The sequence below is a fragment of the Streptomyces beigongshangae genome, assembly GCF_019710745.1.
In the GTDB taxonomy this organism is placed as follows: Bacteria; Actinomycetota; Actinomycetes; order Streptomycetales; family Streptomycetaceae; genus Streptomyces; species Streptomyces beigongshangae.
The window spans coordinates 90,843-108,536 of sequence record NZ_JAHKJW010000004.1 but is presented as its reverse complement, the minus strand read 5'-3'; the positions used below and the strand labels follow the sequence as shown (position 1 = coordinate 108,536).

The following is a 17,694-nucleotide window of genomic DNA, read 5'->3' as shown; positions in this document are numbered from 1 at the left end:
CCCGGGCGGCGGATCGGTACGGGCCGTTCGGCGGACGCCCACGGTGCGGCGGCACGCTCACGACAGATGTGCTGGGCTGGGCGGGGCTTTGCTGGGCGGGACTTTGCTGAGCTGGGCCGGGATGGGCTGGGCCGGGCTGGGCTGGGCTGGGCTGGGCGGGACGGTGGCGCCATGTCGGCGTCGTGTCTCAGCGCCGGACCGGGCGGACCGCCACCGATGTCGGTGACAGGGACTCCTCGACCCAGATCTCGGTGCCCCGGGCCACGGCCTCGGGACTCCTCGCCGCGAGTTTGACCGGCTGGCCGGCCAGGTGCACGAGCACCTCGCCGTAGCCGTCGGGCGGGATCGCGGTGACGACGGAGCCCGGACTGCCGACGAGGTCGGTGCCGCGCGGCGTGGCGGACGGATCGTCGCGCATCAGGGCCCGGCTGAACCGCCAGGTCAGCCAGCCCGCGCCGGCTCCGGCACCGACCCCCGCCGCGGTGGCGGAGCCGGCTCCGAGTCCGGTCGTACCGAGCACCAGCGCCCCGCCGAAGCCGAGCATCGACACGAATCCGGCGATGACCGGCAGCGACAGCAGCCCGTCGAAGAGGCCGTCCAGGAAGCCGGCCCCGCCGGACACCCCTTCCAGAACGCCGTCGAAGACCAGCGCCAGGAGCAGCACGACGACACCAGCGATGCCGAGACCCAGAAACCACGTCATCCGGTCCGCCTCCTCGTCCGTGCCGTTCACCTAGGGACGACCGCATTGTGTCAGGTTCGTACATATGAGCCCATTGCCGGTTCCCGGCAGTCTTTACGCCTTCTTGATGCCGTGTCGTCACAGGCTTCGGGCCGCTGCGGAACCCTGCGCACCGTCCGGCATCGGGAGCGCATGAAGACTGCCGGGAACCGGCAGTGCGGTGGGCGGCGGCCCCGGGGCACGATGACCGGGCGAAAACGGGGGAGCCACGGGGGAACCACGGGGGAGCCACGGGGGACGGAGAGGGGTCCCGGTACCGGACGCCGTCGGTCGGCGTCCGGCACCGGGGCCCCGCCCCCCGTCCGCCTCCCCCTCCTTCGTGTCCCTCGTGTCCTTCGTGCCGAGGAGCACCGCCGCCTTCCACGCATCTGCCGCGTCCCGGCAGCGACCCCCGTCCTCGCTCCACCGCTCTCCCCGCGCATGCGCTAGAAAGACGGGGACGGCTCATCGAGAAACCGGGGGAGCGCATGGCGGGGCGGGACATACCCGAGGAGTACCTGGACGGGTACGCGCGCATCCTCGCCGACGCCTCCGCGACCGGTCGCCGGCTGACCCGTGACGAGCTCGACTCCCGCCGGGCTCTGGGCGAGCGGGCCGCCGAGGCGGGGTTCGGACTGCGTGCCCTGGTCGGCGCGCACCTCACCGCGGCCCGTGTGCACTGGCCCACCACGGCCGGTGAGAACACGCTCGCCGCCGTCGAGCAGGCCGTCGACGCCTTCGCCGAGGGCTACGAACGGGCCCAACTGCTCGCCGTGCGCCAGGAGGAGGCGGCCCGCCGGGAGTTCATCGACGACCTGCTGCACGGCCGCAGCGATCTCGGCCTGCTCGCCGAGCGCGCCGAACGCTTCGGGCTGCGCCTCTCGCACGCGCACGCCGTCGCCGTGGCACGGGGCGGGACGGGTTACGACGAAGGGGACGCGGTGCCCCGCGAGGTGGAGCGTGCGCTGTTCGCCAGGTTCGGCGACCGCAGCATCCTCGTGACCACCAAGGACGGACGGCTGGTGTGCATCGCCCCCGGCGACCAGGACGACGTGCTCTCCTTCTTCGCCAAGCAGGCGTACGCGGCCACCGACGGCGGGCAGGTCGCCATCGGCCGTTCCCAGCCCGGACCCGGCGGGGTCGTCCAGTCCTACGAGGAGGCCCTGAACGCCCTCGCCCTGGCGGAGCGCCTGGAGTTCGACACCCCCGTGCTGCGCTCCGCCGACCTGCTCGTCTACCCGGTGCTCACCCGGGACCGGCAGGCCATGGCCGACCTGGTGGTCAGCGCGCTCGGGCCGCTGCGCGCGGCGCGGGGCGGCGCCGGGCCGCTCCTCGACACCCTCACGGTGTACTTCGACGCGGGCTGTGTCGCCGCGGAGGCCGCCCGGCGGCTGTCACTGAGCGTCCGCGCGCTCACCTACCGGCTGGAGCGCATCCACAAGCTGACCGGGGCGAACCCGGCGGACCCGGTCCACCGGTACACACTGCAGACGGCGGTCATCGGGGCGCGGCTGCTGGACTGGCCGGAGAGGGACTTCTGACTTCGGCTTCTGGCTTCTGGCTTCTGGCTTCTGACTCTGGCTTCTGGGGGACCGCCCCGGCGTCTCATCCCTCGTCCTCCTCTTCCCCCTCGCCCCCCTCATCCCCTTCGTTCTCTTCGTCTCCCCCGCCGCCGCCCGCGTTCCCGGCCGGGTCGCGCTTCTCGGCCTTCTCCCCCTCCTTCTTCCGCGGTCCGTCCCCGTTCGCGGCGGGGTCCGGAGCGGTCGCGGGGTCCTGCGCCGGGCCGGCGCCGGACGTGGTCCCGGACTCCTGGTTCCGGCCGTCCCCGGCGCCCGCCGCGGTTCCCGCCACGGGCTCCCCGGACGCCGAACCGTTCGACGACTCGTCCGACGAATCGTCCGACGACCTGCCGGAGGTGCCCCCGGCCGGGGAGGCGGAGGGCGCCGTCCCCGACGGCCCGGTCTTCGTCCCGGTGGTGTCCGGCGCGAACATCGACATGCCCGCGAACACGGCCAGCACGAAGAGCACGGCCCCGGCGAGGACGCCGAACACCCGGGGCCGGCGGCGGACCGCGGTCCCGACACCTCCCCCGCGGCCGGACCCGGCGGGCCGCGCGCGGCGCGAGGGTCCGGGGCGGGCGGCGTGCGAGGAGGTGTCGGAGCGGGCCGCACGGGCGGCGGCGCGCCCGGTCGGCTGCGCGGCGGCGGAGGGCAGCCGGTACGTCGTCGGGGCCCCGGAGTCGGCGGCGCCGGACCGCGGCGGGGCGGTCCCGTACGACCCTTGCGCCCTCTGCGCCCTCTGCGTCCCCGGTGTCCCCTGCGTCCCCGGCTGTCGGGGTGCGGCGACCGGCAGCGGCTCGGCCCTCCCCCGCCAGGCCCCCGAGGCGAACCAGTCCGCGACCTCCTGGGCCGTGGGCCGGTCCTCGGGCTGCTTGGCGAGCAGCCCGAGGAGGTAGTTCTCGAAGGCGGGCGGCAGCCGGACGCCGTGCTCGCGGGGCGGCACCGGCGCCATGTCGATGTGCTGGTGCAGGGTGACCGTCGCGCTCTCGCCCTGGAACGGCGGTCTGCCGGTGAGGAGCTGGTACAGCACGCAGCCCAGGGAGTACACGTCCGAGGAGGCGGACGCCGGGCGCCCCAGGGCTCGTTCGGGGGCGAGGTAGAGGCTGGTGCCGACGATCTGGCCGGCGGTGGTGAGCGCGGACGACGGGTCGTCCACGAAGCGGGCGATGCCGAAGTCGCCGATCTTCACGGTGCCGTGGGCGTCCGAGAGGAGGTTGCCGGGCTTGATGTCCCGGTGCACGATCCCCTCACGGTGCGCGGCGGCGAGCCCGGCGGCGGCCTGGGCGGCGACGGTCGCGACCCGTTCCGGTCCGAGCGTGCCGGAGGCGGTCAGCTCCTGCGCGAGGCTGCGGCCCTCGACCAGCTCCATGACCAGGTAGAAACGATCCTCCCAGGCGCCGAAGTCGAAGACGGCGACGACGTACGGGTGGCTCAGCCGGGCGGCCGTCTGCGCCTCCAGCCGGAACCGCGCGGAGGACGCGCTGTCCGCCTCGTCCCCCAGCAGCAGCTTGACGGCCACGGACCGGCCGAGCACCTCGTCGGTGGCCTGCCACACCTCGCCCATCCCGCCCCGGCCGATGGACGCCTGCAACCGATACCGCTCCGCGACGAGCACCAGGGAATCATCCTCAACACAGCAGAAGACCAACACGACTACTGCGAGCGGCACTTCAGCGATGCGGAAGCGCTCGGGCGGGGGGTTCGCAGCGTCCCCAGCCTACCGATCTTCCGACCCCGCCGACGCCCGTCCGGGACGCAGACCCGCTCACCCCGCCCGTGCCGTCACCCCGCCCGTGCCGTCACCTCGCACGCCCCGTCACCTCGCCCGCCCCGTCATCCGCGCGCACCATCACGCAGTCGAACTCGACGACCCGGCCGGTCGCGGGATCCCGGGTGACGGGGTACATGCCGGTGACCCCGAACCCCGCCGCCTCGTACGCGGCGATCGCCTTCCCCATCGCCGGGCTCCCCTCGTACAGCTGGAGGGCCGCGACCTCCGACTGCATCCCGACGAATTCGGAGATCCGCTCGCCCGCCCCCGCGAACACCTCCATGTCGAACCCCTGCGTGTCCATCTTCAGATACGGCCGGGGGTCGTCGATGCCCTCCAGCGCCTTCTGCATCACGTCGTCGAGCCGCCGGATCTCGATCTCCTCGGTACGCCCCTTGGCGAACCGCCGGTAGCGCTCCTTGCCGTACTCGCTCGGCGGCAGCAGCGAGTTCATGGACTTCCAGTCCACGTGGATGGAGCGGACGGCCTCCTCGCGCCCGAGTGCGAAGTTGTACGCCTGCCAGTCGTGGTCGTTCTCGGCGGACCTGCGCAGCTTCGCGAACGTCGCGGCGACCGGCTCGAACGACACGATGCGTCCCGTGTAGCCGAACCGCCGCAGCCCCTTGCCGTACTGCCCGCTGTTGGCGCCGACGTCGAACACGCAGTTCACGCCGTTCAGTTCCAGCAGCGCGGCCACGTGCTGGGCGCACAGGTGGTGGGACGCGGCGAGCTGGAACTCCCGCTCCCCTTCCGCCGGCACGGCCCCGTCGAGAAGCAGCCGCGCTCCGGTGCCGCCGAGCGGCACGGTCGTCGGGTGCCGCTCCGTGGACCCGTGCGCCACCACCCAGGTGTCCGTCCCGGCCTCCGTGACCGTGTACCGCCCCTTGCCGCGGGTCACCAGGTCGGCTCCGCGTCCCACGGGCACGGCGGTCCGTTCGCCGCGCCGGAACACCAGGGCCGTACCGGGACCGAGGTCGACCACCTTCACGCCTATCCGGGGAAGGATACCGAGCAGTCTTCTGTAAAGGGTCTGCATCGGCTCAGCCTTGCAGAAGACGACTCGGCTTCACCCGTGCTTCACCGAACAATTCACGGAGCACGTGGACCGGTGTCCGTACGGGGTCGGGGGCGCGAGGGCTCACCCGGTCGGCCCGGTGCGCTGGTGGGAGGTGCCGGACGATGGTGCCGTGTGAGGAGACCCCCTGTCGTCGGGAGCCGTAGGAGGCATCCGTGCTGAACCGTCCGCCCCGCCGTGCCCGGCGCACCGCCCCCGCCCTCGTCCCGGCGCTGGCGGCGGCGACCGCCCTGCTCACCACGGCCGGGTGCTCGGACATGGTGGGCGGCGCCGACGCCGGTGCCGGTGCCGCGGACAGGGCGGCCGGCTCCGCCTCCCCCGCGGCCGCACGGGCCGTGTCGCCCTCCCCGTCGGTCACCGTCGCGCCCACGCTCACCGAGGCGCAGGCGGGATCGGCGCTGATCGGCCCCGCGGACCTGGGCGACGGCTGGACACCGACCGGGGGCGCGGCGACCTGGCGGGACGCCCTCCTCAAGGGGAAGCCGGACACCGCCGACTGCCGGCGGCTGCTCGACGGTCTGTACGCCGAGGATCTGCTGGGCGGGCCCGTCGGAGCCCGCTCGGTGGCGGGCTTCGACCGCGCCGACGGCGTAGCACAGCTCCGGTACCAGGTCGGGGCGTACGACCGGGCGGCGCTGGACGAGGCGCTGACCTGGCTGAAGAGGGTGCCGGAGACCTGCGGGGAGTTCACGGCCACGGACGCGCGGGGCGGGCAGGTCACCGTGCGGACCGCCGCGGCGCCGCCGCCCGGTCTCGGTGAGGCCCGCGCGGGCCTGCGGGTCACCGTGAACGGCTACGACTACGGCGACGGCGACGGCGACGAAGATGGCGACGAGGACGGCTATGGTGACGGTCAACCCGCCTTCCTGACACTGGACTTCGCCGCCGTACGGGTCGGCGACAGCGCCCTCTCCCTCACGCACGGCGGCCTCGCGGACATCGACGCCGAGGACACGCGGAAGGCGGTGGAGGCCGGTACGCGGCGCCTGGAGGAAGTGCTCGCGGGACGGACGCCCCCGGCGCCCCGGGAGACGGTCCCCGCGGTTCAGCCACCCGGGGAACGGGCCGACGGGGACGTGCAGGGCAGGCAGGACGAGCAGGACGAGCAGGACGAGCAGGGCGGGCAGGACGAGTGGGGCTGAGCGCACCGGTCATCGCCGGTCGGTGAGATACCGCTCGACCGGCCCCAGGGTGAGCAGTCCGCTGCCCGCGCCCGCGAGTTCGGCGGCGGCCGGGCGCAGACGGGTGCGGGCCCGTTCCAGCGCGGTGCGGTCGCCGAGCCGGTGGGCCGCCTCGGCCTCCAGCGCGCAGCATGCCTCGTACAGGAGGTCGTGCGGGGGCTCCGGGAGGGCGCGCAGGGCGGCACGGGCCTCGGCCCCGCGACCCGCCGCGAGCAGGGTGAACGGCTCGGCCCAAGGACGGTGGGGACCCCAGTCCGTCCCGAGGTCCTGGTCCGGCGGGAGTCCGTGGGTCAGGCGCAGGCAGAGGAGCGCGAGGGGGAGGAGGCCGCGTGCCAGGCCGGGCATGCCCGCGCCGTCCAGGCGGGCGGCGGCGGTGCGGTACGCGGTCTCGGCACGGGCGGGGTGACCGGTCGCGCTGAGCCGCAGGGCTCCGTACCACTCGGTGAAGGCGCCCACCAGGGGGAGTTCGTGGCGTTCGGAGAGGCGGTCGGCGGCGGCCGCGTGGTGGTCCGCGGCGGCGAAGTCGCCGAGCGCCGCACGGGCCTGGAGACGGATGAGGTGGCCCAGCACCTCGTAGGTCACCAGGCCGTGGCGGGCGGCCAGTCCGACGAGTTCCGCGCCGATCGCGTCCCGGCGCGGGGCGAGGCCCGCGCGGGTGAACGACTGCATGAACGCGCCGTTGAGGGCGAAGGCCAGGAGGGCCGGGTCGTCGAGGCGGCGGGCGAGCCCCTCCGCCTCGCGGGCGGCCTCGGGACCCCGGGGTCCGGTCGCGCCGCGGGTCTCCAGGGCGATGGTGGTCAGGAGGCGGCAGCGGGCGGCGTCGTGGGAAGAGGGGCCGTGGGAGGAGGGGCCGTGGGAGGAGGGGCCGTGGGAGGAGGGGCCGGTGGCGGGCAGGGCCGCGAGGGTCCGTTCCGCCGCGGCGACGATCCGGGCGGCCGCCGCGGGGTCGTCCGAGCGGGTCCAGATCGCCGGGACGTCGTACGCGCCGATGACCCGGGCGGTGAGTTCCGGGTCCGCGAACTCCTCCGCCGCGGTGATGGCCGCGGTGCGGTGGCGGCGGGCCTCCTCCAGGCCCGCGCCGCCGGTGACCGCGAGGCCGCGGAGCAGGTGGACGGTGGAGTCCAGGCGGGCGCGGGCACCTCCGGCGACGGTGCGGTCGTAGGCCGCGGCGGCCCGCGTCCACAGGCGGGCCGTGGGGTCGGCGGAGGGGACGCTGCCGTGGCCGGGCGGGGGTGAGGGCGAGAACGAGGGCAGGGGTGGGGGCGGGGGTGTTACCGCCGCACCTCCCCCGGTACCCCCCTGGACCCGGCCCGGCCGGAGGTCCAGGGCGGGGGAGTGGTGCAGGATGTCCGATTCCAGGTGGCGCAGGGCGGGAGACGGATCCACTCCCAGTCCGGTCACCAGGACCGTGCGGGCCCTGCGCAGGACCGCCAGCGCGTCGCCCTGGCGGTGGTGGCGGTAGAGCGCCAGGGCCAGGAGGCGCCAGGCGTCCTCCCGCCAGGGGTGGTCCGTGAGGTGGGCGTCCAGGTCGGGCACCGCGTCCGCCGGGCGGCCGAGCGCCAGCAGGGTCTCCGCCCGCCGTTCCACCGCCTGGAGGCGCAGTTCGGCGAGGCGGGCGCGTTCGGCGCGGGACCAGTCCTCCCCCGCGAACTCCGCGTAGGCGGGGCCCCGCCACCGGTCCAGCGCCTCCTCCAGGGTGGCGAGCGCCTCCGGTGCGGGCAGGCCGGCCGCACCGCCCAGTGCCGCCTCGAAGCGCCAGGCGTCCACCGCGTCCGGCGCCGCGCGCAGCGCGTAACCGGGGCCGTCGGTGACCAGCAGCCGGGCCGGTGTCCGTGGCGGCCGCTCCGGTTCCAGGGCGCGCCGCAGCGCGGCCACGAAGGTCTGCACCGCTCCCACCGCACCGGGCGGCGGGTCCGCCCACAGGTCCTCGACCAGCCGGGCGACGGGCACGACCCGGCGGCGGGCCACGATCAGCCGGGCCAGCACGGCCCGGTGCCGCGGCCCCTTCAGAGCGAGCTCCCGCCCGTCCCCGGCGAAGGCGACCGTCGGCCCGAGCACCCCGAACCCGATCCGGTCCTCCGTGTTCCGGTCCTCCGCGATCCGGTCCATACCGTCCGACACCCTCCTCACCAGCAGAGATCTCCGCCTCTCACGCTACTGCGCCCGCCTGTGGTGCCACCTGTCGTGCCACCTGTCGTCCCGCCCGCCGTCCCGCCCGACGATCGTCTGCTGATCGCCCGCTGATCGGCGTCCCCGAGGCTGGAACCGGGCCCGGTACCCGGTACCCGGCACCCCGCCCCGCTCTGCCCCGCCCCGCCCCGACACATCACCTGGAGACCCTGTGACCCCCACCATCCCCGGCTTCACCCAGCACCGCGTCGCCGTCGGCGAGGACGTCTCGCTGAACGTCGCCGTCGGCGGTACCGGCACACCCGTGGTCCTCCTCCACGGTTTCCCGCAGACCCACCTCATGTGGCGCCACGTGGCACCCGCCCTCGCGTCCGGGCACACCGTCATCTGCCCCGACCTCCGCGGCTACGGGGCCAGCGACAAGCCCGCCGACCCCGACGGCACGGCGTACTCGAAGCGCACGATGGCCGCCGACGTCGTCGCCCTCGCGAAGGCGCTCGGGCACGACCGGTTCGCGCTGGCCGGCCACGACCGCGGCGCCCTCGTCGCGATCCGCGCCGGCCTCGACCACCCGGACACGGTCACCCACCTCGCCTCCCTGGACGTCCTGCCGACGCTCGACATGTGGGAGGTGATGCGCGGCACGTCCGCCGCGGTCGGCTTCCACCTCTATCTGATGGCCCAGCCGCCCGGCCTGCCCGAGCAGTTGATCGGGGCGAGCCCCGACGCGTTCTTCGGCCACTTCCTGGACGCCTGGACGCGCGACCCGGCGGCCCTGCCGACGGACGTCCGCGCCGCCTACCTCGCGGCGTCCCGCGCGGCCGTCCCGTCGATCGTCGCCGACTACCGCGCCTCCGCGGGCGCCGACGTCGCGCACGACCGCGCCGACCGCGCGGCCGGCCGCCGCCTGCGGATGCCGGTGACCGTCCTCCAGCAGGACTGGGGCCCGGCCCTCGGCTTCGACGCCGCCGCGCTGTGGTCGGCGTGGGCGGACGACCTGCGGCACAGCACCGTCCCGTACGGCCACTTCATGGCGGAGGAGGCCCCCGACGAGATCACCGCGGTGATCCGGGACCTGCTGCGGCGCCCCTGACCCCGAACGCCCCTGCCCCGAACGCCCCCGACCCCGAACGCCCTTGAGGACGGCCGCGTCACCGGGCGTGCGACCACGGTGATCGGAGGTTGCCAGGGGTGGTACTGCAGGTGAAGCGTGCGCAAGGATGGGGTCATGACCGCGGCCCCTCGCGCCATGGCTCTTCTGGAGACCTGGCCGAACCTGGTAAGTGGCCCGCCCCGGTGCGCCGTCGGGCTCGCCTTCGCATCGGCGGGACACGAGATCGTCCACTTCCACTCCGACGACTCCGCCGACCTCTACCTCACCCCCACGGCGGTCGAACGGCTGCTCCCCCAACTCCTGCACTCCGGCGCGATCAGGGTCCGCCCCGGCGCCTCCTGGATCACCGTGCTGCTGGACTGCGACTCCGACGTCCAGCTCCTGCTGGGCCTGGTGAGCGTGGCGCTGAAGGAGCACGGCGCGGCCCCGCCCCACCGGCCGTCACCGCCCTGCGACTGGGAGCGTCCGCCGGTGGCCGCCGAACCGCGTCCGGGTGCGGCCCGCCGCGTGGTGGACCGGCTGCTGCCGCACGCCCGCTGAGCCACCCGCCGAACGGTCCGTCCACGGAGTCCCACCCGCTCCTCCCGGTTGCGGGGAGGCACGTCAGGAGGAGGGGTGGCCGTCGGGCGACCGCCGGAGGTGCCTCCGGCGGGACTGCCCCCACCTTCACGCCGGGACCCCGCACCTGCAACTAACGCGCAGTAAAGCCCACCCCAGGATTGCCCTATCCGCGGGCCGGTTCGCGCCGCGTATCGCCGATGGCGGCCGGCGTGTCCGAGACCCCGGCCGTGGTCGGCGTGTCCGTGGTCCCGGCCGCCGTGTCCGTCCCTCCCGGTTCCGCCCCCGGTCCCGCCACCGGCTCCGTCGCCGCGGACGGTTCGGGCAGTCCCGTCCGCGACGGTGCCCCCTCCGTGGCCGACCGGGTCGGAGCCGCCCCCACCACCTCCACCACCGCCCCCGGCTGGAGCACCCCGTACAGCCACTTCGCGTCGGCGCTGCGCAGACCGATCGCGCCGCCGGTGCTGTCGTAGTTGCCGGGTGCCTTCTCGTCCCAGGTGAGGGCGAGGAGGTAGCCCGTACGGTCGTCGGCGCCGCGCAGGCGTATCACCCAGTCCGTCTCGACCTGGTACTTCCTCCAGTCGGACACCTCGCCCGGCACCACCGCCGACTCGTACTTGGCGGTGACCGTCATCAGCCCCGTCGGCGTCGACGACCCGCCCGTTCCGGAGGAGATGGGCAGGTTGCGCCCCTGGGCGACGAGTTCCCGGCGGACGAGGTCCACCCTGGCCGCGGCGACGACCGGGGAGGGCGCCGCGGTGGCCGGCGGGACCGACGGGGACGGCGCCCCGTAACTGGCCGCGGGCGGGACCGGCCGGGGTTCCCCGCCGCCGGTCAGCACGACGGCCAGGACCAGGGCCAGCACCCCCGCGCAGGCGGTGCCCGCGGCGGTCAGCGCGGCCGTGCGGCGCCGGCGGCGGCGTACCGCGCGGCGGCGGATCTCCGCCCCCGGGACGGTCGCGGGGGTCTCGTGGTCCTGGGCCAGTTCGCGCAGCGCGGTGTCCAGCTGTGCGCGGTCGGGGCCGGCGCCGGGCTCCTCGTCCGCGTACCGGCGGCCGGGCGTGAGTTCATCGGACACGGTCGTCCTCCCTCTCACCCAGTTCGCCGGACTCGCCGAGCCGCTGTGCCAGTGCCGCGCGGCCACGGGAGAGCCTGGCCTTGACCGTCCCTGTGGGCGCACCGGTTTCGGAGGCTACCTGTTCGACACTCAAGTCGCACAGATGGTGCAGAACGACGGCCATGCGCTGCGCCTCGGGCAGTTCCCGCAGCGCCGCGACGAGCGCGGCCCGTTCCGGGCCCGGTCCCGGCGTGTGCTCCGGCGGCGGGTTGCGGCGCACCAGTTCCAGCCAGCGCCGGGCCCGGCGCCAGCGGCTGACCGCGAGCCGCATCGCCACCGTACGTATCCACGCCTCGGGCGCCCCGTCGGCGAGGAACTCGCGCCGGCGGTCCCAGGCCCGCACGAACGCCTCCTGGACGACGTCCTGCGCCTCGCCGTGGTCACCGGTGAAGGCGTAGAGCTGCCCGGTCAGCCGAGGGAACGCGGCAGCGTAGAAGCCGTCGAACTCGTCCTCGGTCATACCCCCGTCACACCCCCTGCCGCTGTTCCCGGAAGTCCCGTGCAACCCGGCTGCCTCTGTCGTGCGTACAGGTCCCGTACGTCACTTGGGTCGCGTACATCGAAGCACAAGCACCGCGCAGGGCCGATCCGGAGGGAGTGGCGCGCACCGTCGCGCTCGACTGACCATGGATGACGACTTCACCGCCCGCGCCGGGGAGTACTGGCCCCGGCTCACGCGTACCGCCCGGCTGCTCACGGGGAACTCCGCCGACGCGGACAGACGCGCGAGAGCGGCGCTGGCGGAGGTGTACGCGCGGCGCGGGGTGCCGGGCGACGACGCGGAGTTCTACGTCCGGCGGGCCCTGGTACGGGGCTTCCTGCGATGGCGGCCGAGGCTGCCCGGCCGCTCCGGCACGGGATTCGGCGCCAGGTTCGGCAGCGGATTCGGCAGCGGATTCGGCACCGGGTTCGGCAGCGGCTCCCACGCCCGGCGCACGCCGTGGCCGTACGTGCCCGACCCGCTCGACCCGCTCACGGAGGTGCTGGCCGGTCTGCCGCCCCGGCGGCGGGCCGTGGCCGTGCTGCGGCACTGGGACGGTCTGACCCGCCGTGAGGTCGCCGCCCTCCTCGGCTCCTCGCCCGGAGCGGTCAAGGCGGTCGAGCGCCGCGCCGAGAAGGCCCTGCGCGCCCATGCGGCGTACCGCGAGAGCCGTCCCGCCGGAAGCCCGCAGTTCGGAGGTCCGCAGCCCGGAGGTCCGTCCGCGGCCGGGCCCGTTCCGCTGTCCGCCATCGAGCAGGCCGGCCGCACGCGCCGCAGGCGGCGCCGGCTCACCACGGCGGCGCTGACCTCGGCGGGGGCCCTGCTCCTGGTGCCGCTGGTCGTGGGGGCCGTCCGCGGCACGGGCTCCGGTTCCGGCGGCGCCCCGGTCTCCGTGGCGGGGACGGCGGTCCGCGTCGTCACGCCCGGGGAGCGTGTCGCCGCCGCGCCGGGTGTGCAGTTCTGGCTCTCCAAGGACGGCACGCACTGGTCCGCCGAGGGACGGCCGAACCGGTTCCGCGACGCGGACGAGGGTGACGGCGAGGGGAAGAAGGGCGACGGCTCCCTGCTGACCGCCTGGGCCGACCCCACGTCCGGGAAACGGCTCTTCCTCTCCGGCGTCCACCGGGGCACCCGTGAGGCGGCCCGCGTCGAACTCACCGTGTCCGACGGCACGTCCGACGGCACGTCCGTCGCGCGCGTCCTCACCCTGGCGGGCTCCCCCGGCTGGTCGGCCTGGTACCTGGACACACAGCTCGGCGGCTCCGGCGTGTCGTCGCAGGACCTCACCGTGCGGGCCTACGACGCCGCCGGGAAGCTCCTCGCGCGGACGGACGCCGTCATACGAACGGACACCCCTTCATGAGCGCCCGCGACCGACTGTTCCCCGGCACCGGAACCGGCAGCGGCACCAGCACCGGCGCTGGTCTGCGGCTGCGGCTGCGGCTGCGACTCCTCGGTGCCGGCGCCCGGCTGCGGCGGATCCGCCTGCGGCTGCGGCGCACCCGGGCCCGTCGGCTGCGCCGCGTCCTGGCCGTCCTGCTGGCGCTGTTCCTGACGGCGTGCGCCGCGCTCGTCGTCGCGTACCGGATGACGCCCGTTCCCGAGCCGCATCCGGAGACCGTCAGCCAGAGCACGGTCTTCGTGGACGCCGAGGGCGAGTACCTGGGGCGGCGCGGCCCCGTCGACCGCCAGGACGTCCCCCTGCGGCAGGTCCCGCGGCACGTCCAGGACGCCGTGATCGCCGCGGAGAACCGCTCCTTCCGTACGGACTCCGGGGTCGCCCCCTCCGCGATCCTGCGGGCCGCGCTCGCCGCCGTGACGGGCGGCGGCCGCCAGGGCGGCTCCACGATCACGCAGCAGTATGTGAAGAACGCCCTGCTCACCCCCGAGCAGTCCCTGAAACGCAAGGCGCACGAGGCGCTGATCGCCGTCAAGCTGGACCGCACCAGGTCCAAGGACGAGATCCTGGAGGGCTACCTCAACACCGTCTACTTCGGCCGCGGCGCCGCCGGTGTCGAGTCGGCCGCGCGCAACTACTTCGGCGTCGCCGCCCGGGACCTGACGGTCTCCCAGGGCGCGGCCCTCGCGGCGATCGTCAACCTGCCCTCGTACTACGAGCGGGCGGGCGCCGACGCGAAGGTGACGGGGACGCTGCAACGGCGCTGGGTGTGGGTGCTCGACGCGATGGCGGACTCCGGCGCCATCAGCCGCGGCGAGCGGTCGGCCGCCCGCTTCCCGGCCTTCCGCTTCTACCCGCCGGGCGACACGGACGGCGGGCGCCAGTACCTGATCGACGCGGCGTCCGCCGAGGCCGCCGACCGGCTCGGCATCAGCCAGGACGAGCTGGCCCGCGGCGGCTACAAGGTGCACACCACCTTCGACCTGGGCCTCCAGGACGAGACGGCGGAGCTGGTGCGCGAGCGGACGCCGGCGAACGGCAAGCACGGCGAGGGGGACCGGCTGCACACCGCCGTCGTCGCGACCGTCCCCGGGGACGGTGCGGTCCGGGTGCTGTACGGCGGGGCGGACTACGCCCGCCAGCCGTTCAACGACGCCGTCGACGGGGCGGTCGAGGCGGGCACGGTCCTGGACCCGTTCCTCAAGGGCACCCGGCTCGGCGGCCCGCTGGAGGACCTGGTCGAGGAGACGGCCCCCACGCCGCTGCGCCTGAACTCGGCGTACGCCGCCCTGGCCGCCGACGGTACGTACGCGGCCCCGTACACCGTCGCGAGGATCACCAGGGCGGGCCGTACGGTCCACACCGCGCGGCCCGACACGCACAGGGCGATGCACGGGAAGGAGGCGGCGGCGATCACCGGCCTGCTGAGCCTGCCGTACGCCTCCGACGGCGGCCTCCTGCCGGCCGGGGCCGCCCGGTCGGGCCCGGCGGCCGGTCACTCGGCGGGCGCGGGCAGCGGGCCGGGCACGCGGACGGTCTGGCACAGCGTGTACTCGCCCCGGCTCGCCCTCACCCTCGCCCTGTTCGCCGAGCGCGGCGGGAAGCCGGCCCGGGTCGCGGGCCTCACCGGCGGGCTCGAACCCGACGAGCACGCCGCGCTGGAGGCGGGCGAGGTGTGGCGCCTGGCCGGCTCCCCCGGAGGCACGCCCTCGAACACGCCGGAACCCACGGCCGCGCCACGACCGTAGGCACCGGTCACCCGGACGGTCCCGTCCACCGACGGACGGGACCGTGCCGCGGAGCGGCGGGCAGCCGGGCAGCCGCTCCGGGGTCCGGCGGCTCCTCGACGACCGCCCGGCCGCACTGCCGCCCTACCGCCCTACCGCCGAGCACCTCGCGCCGTCGGGAGCCCGTCGCGCACGGACGTCAACCGCCCAGCCGCGCAAGGAGCTTCTGGATGTCCGCCATCCTGTCCTGCCAGGCGCCGAGATCATCGATTGTCCTGGTGATGAGCACAGTGCATTCCTTCTTGCTGAGGGTGTCCCACTTCTTGAATGAACTACCGCGCCGGCCGATCATGTCCTTCAATTCTGCGGCCTGTTTCTGGACGTCTTTGAACCCCTCCAGGAGGTCTGCGTCCTCGGCGGTCCACGCACGAGACCTGTCACGCGCGAGTTTCTCCATCCCCCTGACCCCGCGTTTCGCCTGCACGACGAGCGACCCGACCTCGCCGGAAATTTTCGCCACCTTCTGCTCCGCTCGCTCGACGGCCAGAGTGTCGAAGGATTGGTACGGGTAGTCCATGTCGTACGGAACACCGAAGTTCTGTGCGATGTCCATCACCTCATGCAGAGTGTGATAGGCGAACCTGGTGGTGTGGTCGAAGTCCGTGCGCCAGAACGCGAAGATTCCCCAGCCGAGCGCCGTGATCTCCTCCGGCGACGCTCCGCTCTGTTCCGCCATCTTGAACATCCGGCCGGCCGTGAAGGACTGGCCCGCCCACACAGGTACGTTGCTCAAGCGCGCCAGCCTGGTGGTGTCCGAGTTCTCGTTCCGCGTCGACGGATGCTCCATCGGCTGACCGCGTTCGTTCAGTTTGGGTTGGCCATCAGGATGCAGGAGAGGATTCTGCCCCCGGTCGAACGTGGTCACCCTGCGACCGCGGTGATCGAAACCGGCAGTACTCCTGAGATCGCGTGCGCTGGGCTCGGAGATCGCGCCCTTTCCCTTGGTCGGAGGGGTGTGCCGACTGTGCCCGAAGTACTCGGAAAGATCGTGCAGGACTATCATCTTCTCGCGGAGTCTGTAGTTCTCGGGCTCCTTCATCACCGCGTACAGTCCTCCGCTCGCCACTATGCCGGCATCCAGATGAGTGCCGGCGAACTGCGGATTGATCGATCCGTCGAAGTGGGCGATATAAGATCCGACCGGCCGTCCGGCCTGCCCATCGGGGTCGAGCACACCACGCGCATCAACGCGCTGCGACTCTATACGGGCAAGACCGGTACGCAATTCGGACTGCATCACCTCGATCTCGGCGCCATCCATGCGCCTTGCCTCCTGGACCGACTTGCTGTACCGATACATACGCTTCAGGAGCACGTTGAGATAGACGTCCAGATTTTCGTCGCGATGCATCGCCTGCGCATGCAGTTTCTCCTTGTGCCTGCCTTCCTTGGCGTACACCCATCCCATCAGGTTACGGGCGAGCTCCGTGTAGTTGTTGACCTGGATGTCGTGGTTCTTGGCCCCGAAGTCGGGATGCTTACCGACCATTCCTTTCAGAACCGGATGGTATGTGTTCTTCATGCCGACAGGGGAAACGATGACCTTGGCCAACTGCCATCCGATCCTGTTCGCCTCCATGCCGAATTTTATACGCTCATCCTCGGAAAATTCCCTCGACGCAAAAGTATTGAAATGGTAAGTCACCTCGTTCGTGAGGTTCATGAGAATGTTCTGATGCTGCACGGGCGGAGCCATGGAGGTGAGACTGTTGTACTCCGCAGTGAAATCCCGGTCCCCCACCTTGAGCGCTCGCTGCACACTCGGAGCCTGCACGTCCGAGAAGCCGCCGCTTCCTGAACTCTCCGCACTCCCCTTGCTCTCCGCACTCCCCTTGCCCTCCTCGCCCTCCTTGCTCTCCTCGCCCTCCTTGCTCTCCTCGCCCTCCTTGCTCTCTTTGTGGGAAACACTCCGATCACCGGCCCCGTGCCGTTCGACCGGCGAAACGGGGGATCTCATGACGTGGTGCGCCTTCCTGTCCGCCGCAATCTCCGACGGGCCGTCCGGCTCGGACACGGAGACGGCATCACCGTAAGGGACGGACTTGAACGAGGCCCCCTTCCTGTTCTCCACGTAATGCGCGAGCTCATGCGCGACAACCAGTTTGTTCCGTTCGAAACCTCTGCCGAACACCACATGATTTTTCACGGTGTATGCCTGCGCCTGGAGTTCGTCCGCCGACCTGGCGGCCTGCCCCCCGGTGTGAAACCGCACGGATCCGAAATCTTCTCCGCCGAAGCGCTGCTCCATCTCCTGCCGCAGGTCGGCAGCCATCAGATCGCCCGGAGAACGGAGCACATCGTGGATCTTCAGAGACGGGGCCGGAGTCCCTTCATGCCTTTCGCGCTCCTCCGTCCCCTTCTCCGTGCCGACCGGGGCACCGGCAAAGCGACCGATCATCTTGCCGACCGCGTCATTGCCGACACTCCGCTGCAATGCGGTGACACCTGCCGCTCCCAGGGCTGCCGGGCCCGGGCGCCTCGCGGTGCCGGTCCGGACGTCAGCTCGCGTACCGGCCCCCGACCACGTCGCCCCGCTGCCCGCATCGGGACCGTCGTGTCCGCAGCCGGCGGCATGCTGGTGATCGTCCCGGCCCGGCCGCGGCGTAGGCGCCATGCCGGAACGCTGCAGCCAGGTCGTCATCGCGGCATTGCCGGCGCTTCGCTGCAGTCTGGGCAGACCGGCCCGGTATGCCGCACCCGTCGTCCGCGCGGAAGTCCGCTGACGCCCGCCCGACCGCTTGTTCTCCTTCTCGGCTGACGTCATACGCGTTCCCCTTGACCATGTCGTCCCACCCGATGCG

Annotated in this window: 13 protein-coding genes; 6 read left to right on the top strand and 7 right to left on the bottom strand. The window is 73.4% G+C overall.

Annotated elements, in window-relative coordinates; all coding sequences use genetic code 11:
• Positions 1-187: 187 nt before the first annotated feature.
• Positions 188-703, bottom strand: coding sequence for a hypothetical protein (locus KM933_RS04465; protein ID WP_221348464.1), 516 nt, complete (start codon positions 701-703; stop codon positions 188-190).
• A gap of 506 nt (positions 704-1,209) precedes the next feature.
• Here KM933_RS04465 and KM933_RS04460 point away from each other — a divergent pair.
• Positions 1,210-2,262, top strand: coding sequence for a PucR family transcriptional regulator (locus KM933_RS04460; protein ID WP_221348463.1), 1,053 nt, complete (start codon positions 1,210-1,212; stop codon positions 2,260-2,262).
• A gap of 64 nt (positions 2,263-2,326) precedes the next feature.
• Here the strand turns inward: KM933_RS04460 and KM933_RS04455 are convergent, their stop codons facing one another.
• Positions 2,327-3,895 (bottom strand): serine/threonine-protein kinase, encoded by a 1,569-nt coding sequence (locus tag KM933_RS04455; RefSeq protein ID WP_221348462.1) that lies wholly within the window; start codon positions 3,893-3,895, stop codon positions 2,327-2,329.
• Positions 3,896-4,079: 184 nt separating this feature from the next.
• Positions 4,080-5,087, bottom strand: coding sequence for an FkbM family methyltransferase (locus KM933_RS04450; RefSeq protein ID WP_221348461.1), 1,008 nt, complete (start codon positions 5,085-5,087; stop codon positions 4,080-4,082).
• Positions 5,088-5,281: 194 nt separating this feature from the next.
• On the opposite strand from KM933_RS04450, the gene KM933_RS04445 reads away from it, so the two are divergent.
• The gene (locus KM933_RS04445; protein WP_221348460.1) at positions 5,282-6,268 is read left to right on the top strand and encodes a hypothetical protein; all 987 of its coding nucleotides are present in this window, start codon (positions 5,282-5,284) and stop codon (positions 6,266-6,268) included.
• 9 nt (positions 6,269-6,277) lie between these two features.
• Here the strand turns inward: KM933_RS04445 and KM933_RS04440 are convergent, their stop codons facing one another.
• On the bottom strand, positions 6,278-8,416 hold the full coding sequence (locus KM933_RS04440) for an AfsR/SARP family transcriptional regulator (protein WP_221348459.1): 2,139 nt from the start codon (positions 8,414-8,416) through the stop codon (positions 6,278-6,280).
• 232 nt (positions 8,417-8,648) lie between these two features.
• Between KM933_RS04440 and KM933_RS04435 the strand changes: the two genes are divergently transcribed.
• Entirely contained in the window at positions 8,649-9,530 is an 882-nt protein-coding gene (locus KM933_RS04435) for an alpha/beta fold hydrolase (protein ID WP_221348458.1), read from the top strand.
• Positions 9,531-9,665: 135 nt separating this feature from the next.
• Positions 9,666-10,091, top strand: a complete 426-nt coding sequence (locus KM933_RS04430; protein WP_221348457.1) for a luciferase domain-containing protein — start codon at positions 9,666-9,668, stop codon at positions 10,089-10,091.
• A 184-nt stretch (positions 10,092-10,275) separates the two neighbouring features.
• Here KM933_RS04430 and KM933_RS40190 read toward each other — a convergent pair whose 3' ends face one another.
• Positions 10,276-11,187, bottom strand: a complete 912-nt coding sequence (locus tag KM933_RS40190; protein ID WP_221348456.1) for a L,D-transpeptidase — start codon at positions 11,185-11,187, stop codon at positions 10,276-10,278.
• A complete protein-coding gene (locus tag KM933_RS04420; protein ID WP_221348455.1) occupies positions 11,177-11,686 on the bottom strand; it encodes a SigE family RNA polymerase sigma factor in 510 nt (169 codons plus the stop codon). Before KM933_RS04420 ends, KM933_RS40190 begins: the two co-directional genes overlap by 11 nt.
• A 166-nt stretch (positions 11,687-11,852) precedes the next feature.
• Between KM933_RS04420 and KM933_RS04415 the strand changes: the two genes are divergently transcribed.
• Together KM933_RS04415 and KM933_RS04410 are read left to right on the top strand one after the other, a co-directional pair.
• Entirely contained in the window at positions 11,853-13,070 is a 1,218-nt protein-coding gene (locus tag KM933_RS04415) for a sigma factor-like helix-turn-helix DNA-binding protein (protein ID WP_221348454.1), read from the top strand.
• On the top strand, positions 13,067-14,854 hold the full coding sequence (locus tag KM933_RS04410) for a transglycosylase domain-containing protein (RefSeq protein ID WP_221348453.1): 1,788 nt from the start codon (positions 13,067-13,069) through the stop codon (positions 14,852-14,854). The genes KM933_RS04415 and KM933_RS04410 overlap by 4 nt, the downstream gene beginning before the upstream one ends.
• Before the next feature lie 178 nt (positions 14,855-15,032).
• On the opposite strand, the gene KM933_RS04405 is transcribed toward KM933_RS04410, so the two are convergent.
• Entirely contained in the window at positions 15,033-17,657 is a 2,625-nt protein-coding gene (locus tag KM933_RS04405) for an eCIS core domain-containing protein (RefSeq protein WP_221348452.1), read from the bottom strand.
• Positions 17,658-17,694 lie beyond the last annotated feature (37 nt).

Excerpts from the sequence above, each read along its gene's own strand:
- KM933_RS04465 (WP_221348464.1), bottom strand. The coding sequence starts at position 703 with ATGACGTGGTTTCTGGGTCTCGGCATCGCTGGTGTCGTCGTGCTGCTC.
- KM933_RS04460 (WP_221348463.1), top strand. The coding sequence starts at position 1,210 with ATGGCGGGGCGGGACATACCCGAGGAGTACCTGGACGGGTACGCGCGC.
- KM933_RS04450 (WP_221348461.1), bottom strand. The coding sequence starts at position 5,087 with ATGCAGACCCTTTACAGAAGACTGCTCGGTATCCTTCCCCGGATAGGC.
- KM933_RS04440 (WP_221348459.1), bottom strand. The coding sequence starts at position 8,416 with ATGGACCGGATCGCGGAGGACCGGAACACGGAGGACCGGATCGGGTTC.
- KM933_RS04430 (WP_221348457.1), top strand. The coding sequence starts at position 9,666 with ATGACCGCGGCCCCTCGCGCCATGGCTCTTCTGGAGACCTGGCCGAAC.
- KM933_RS04420 (WP_221348455.1), bottom strand. The coding sequence starts at position 11,686 with ATGACCGAGGACGAGTTCGACGGCTTCTACGCTGCCGCGTTCCCTCGG.
- KM933_RS04415 (WP_221348454.1), top strand. The coding sequence starts at position 11,853 with ATGGATGACGACTTCACCGCCCGCGCCGGGGAGTACTGGCCCCGGCTC.
- KM933_RS04410 (WP_221348453.1), top strand. The coding sequence starts at position 13,067 with ATGAGCGCCCGCGACCGACTGTTCCCCGGCACCGGAACCGGCAGCGGC.
- KM933_RS04405 (WP_221348452.1), bottom strand. The coding sequence starts at position 17,657 with ATGACGTCAGCCGAGAAGGAGAACAAGCGGTCGGGCGGGCGTCAGCGG.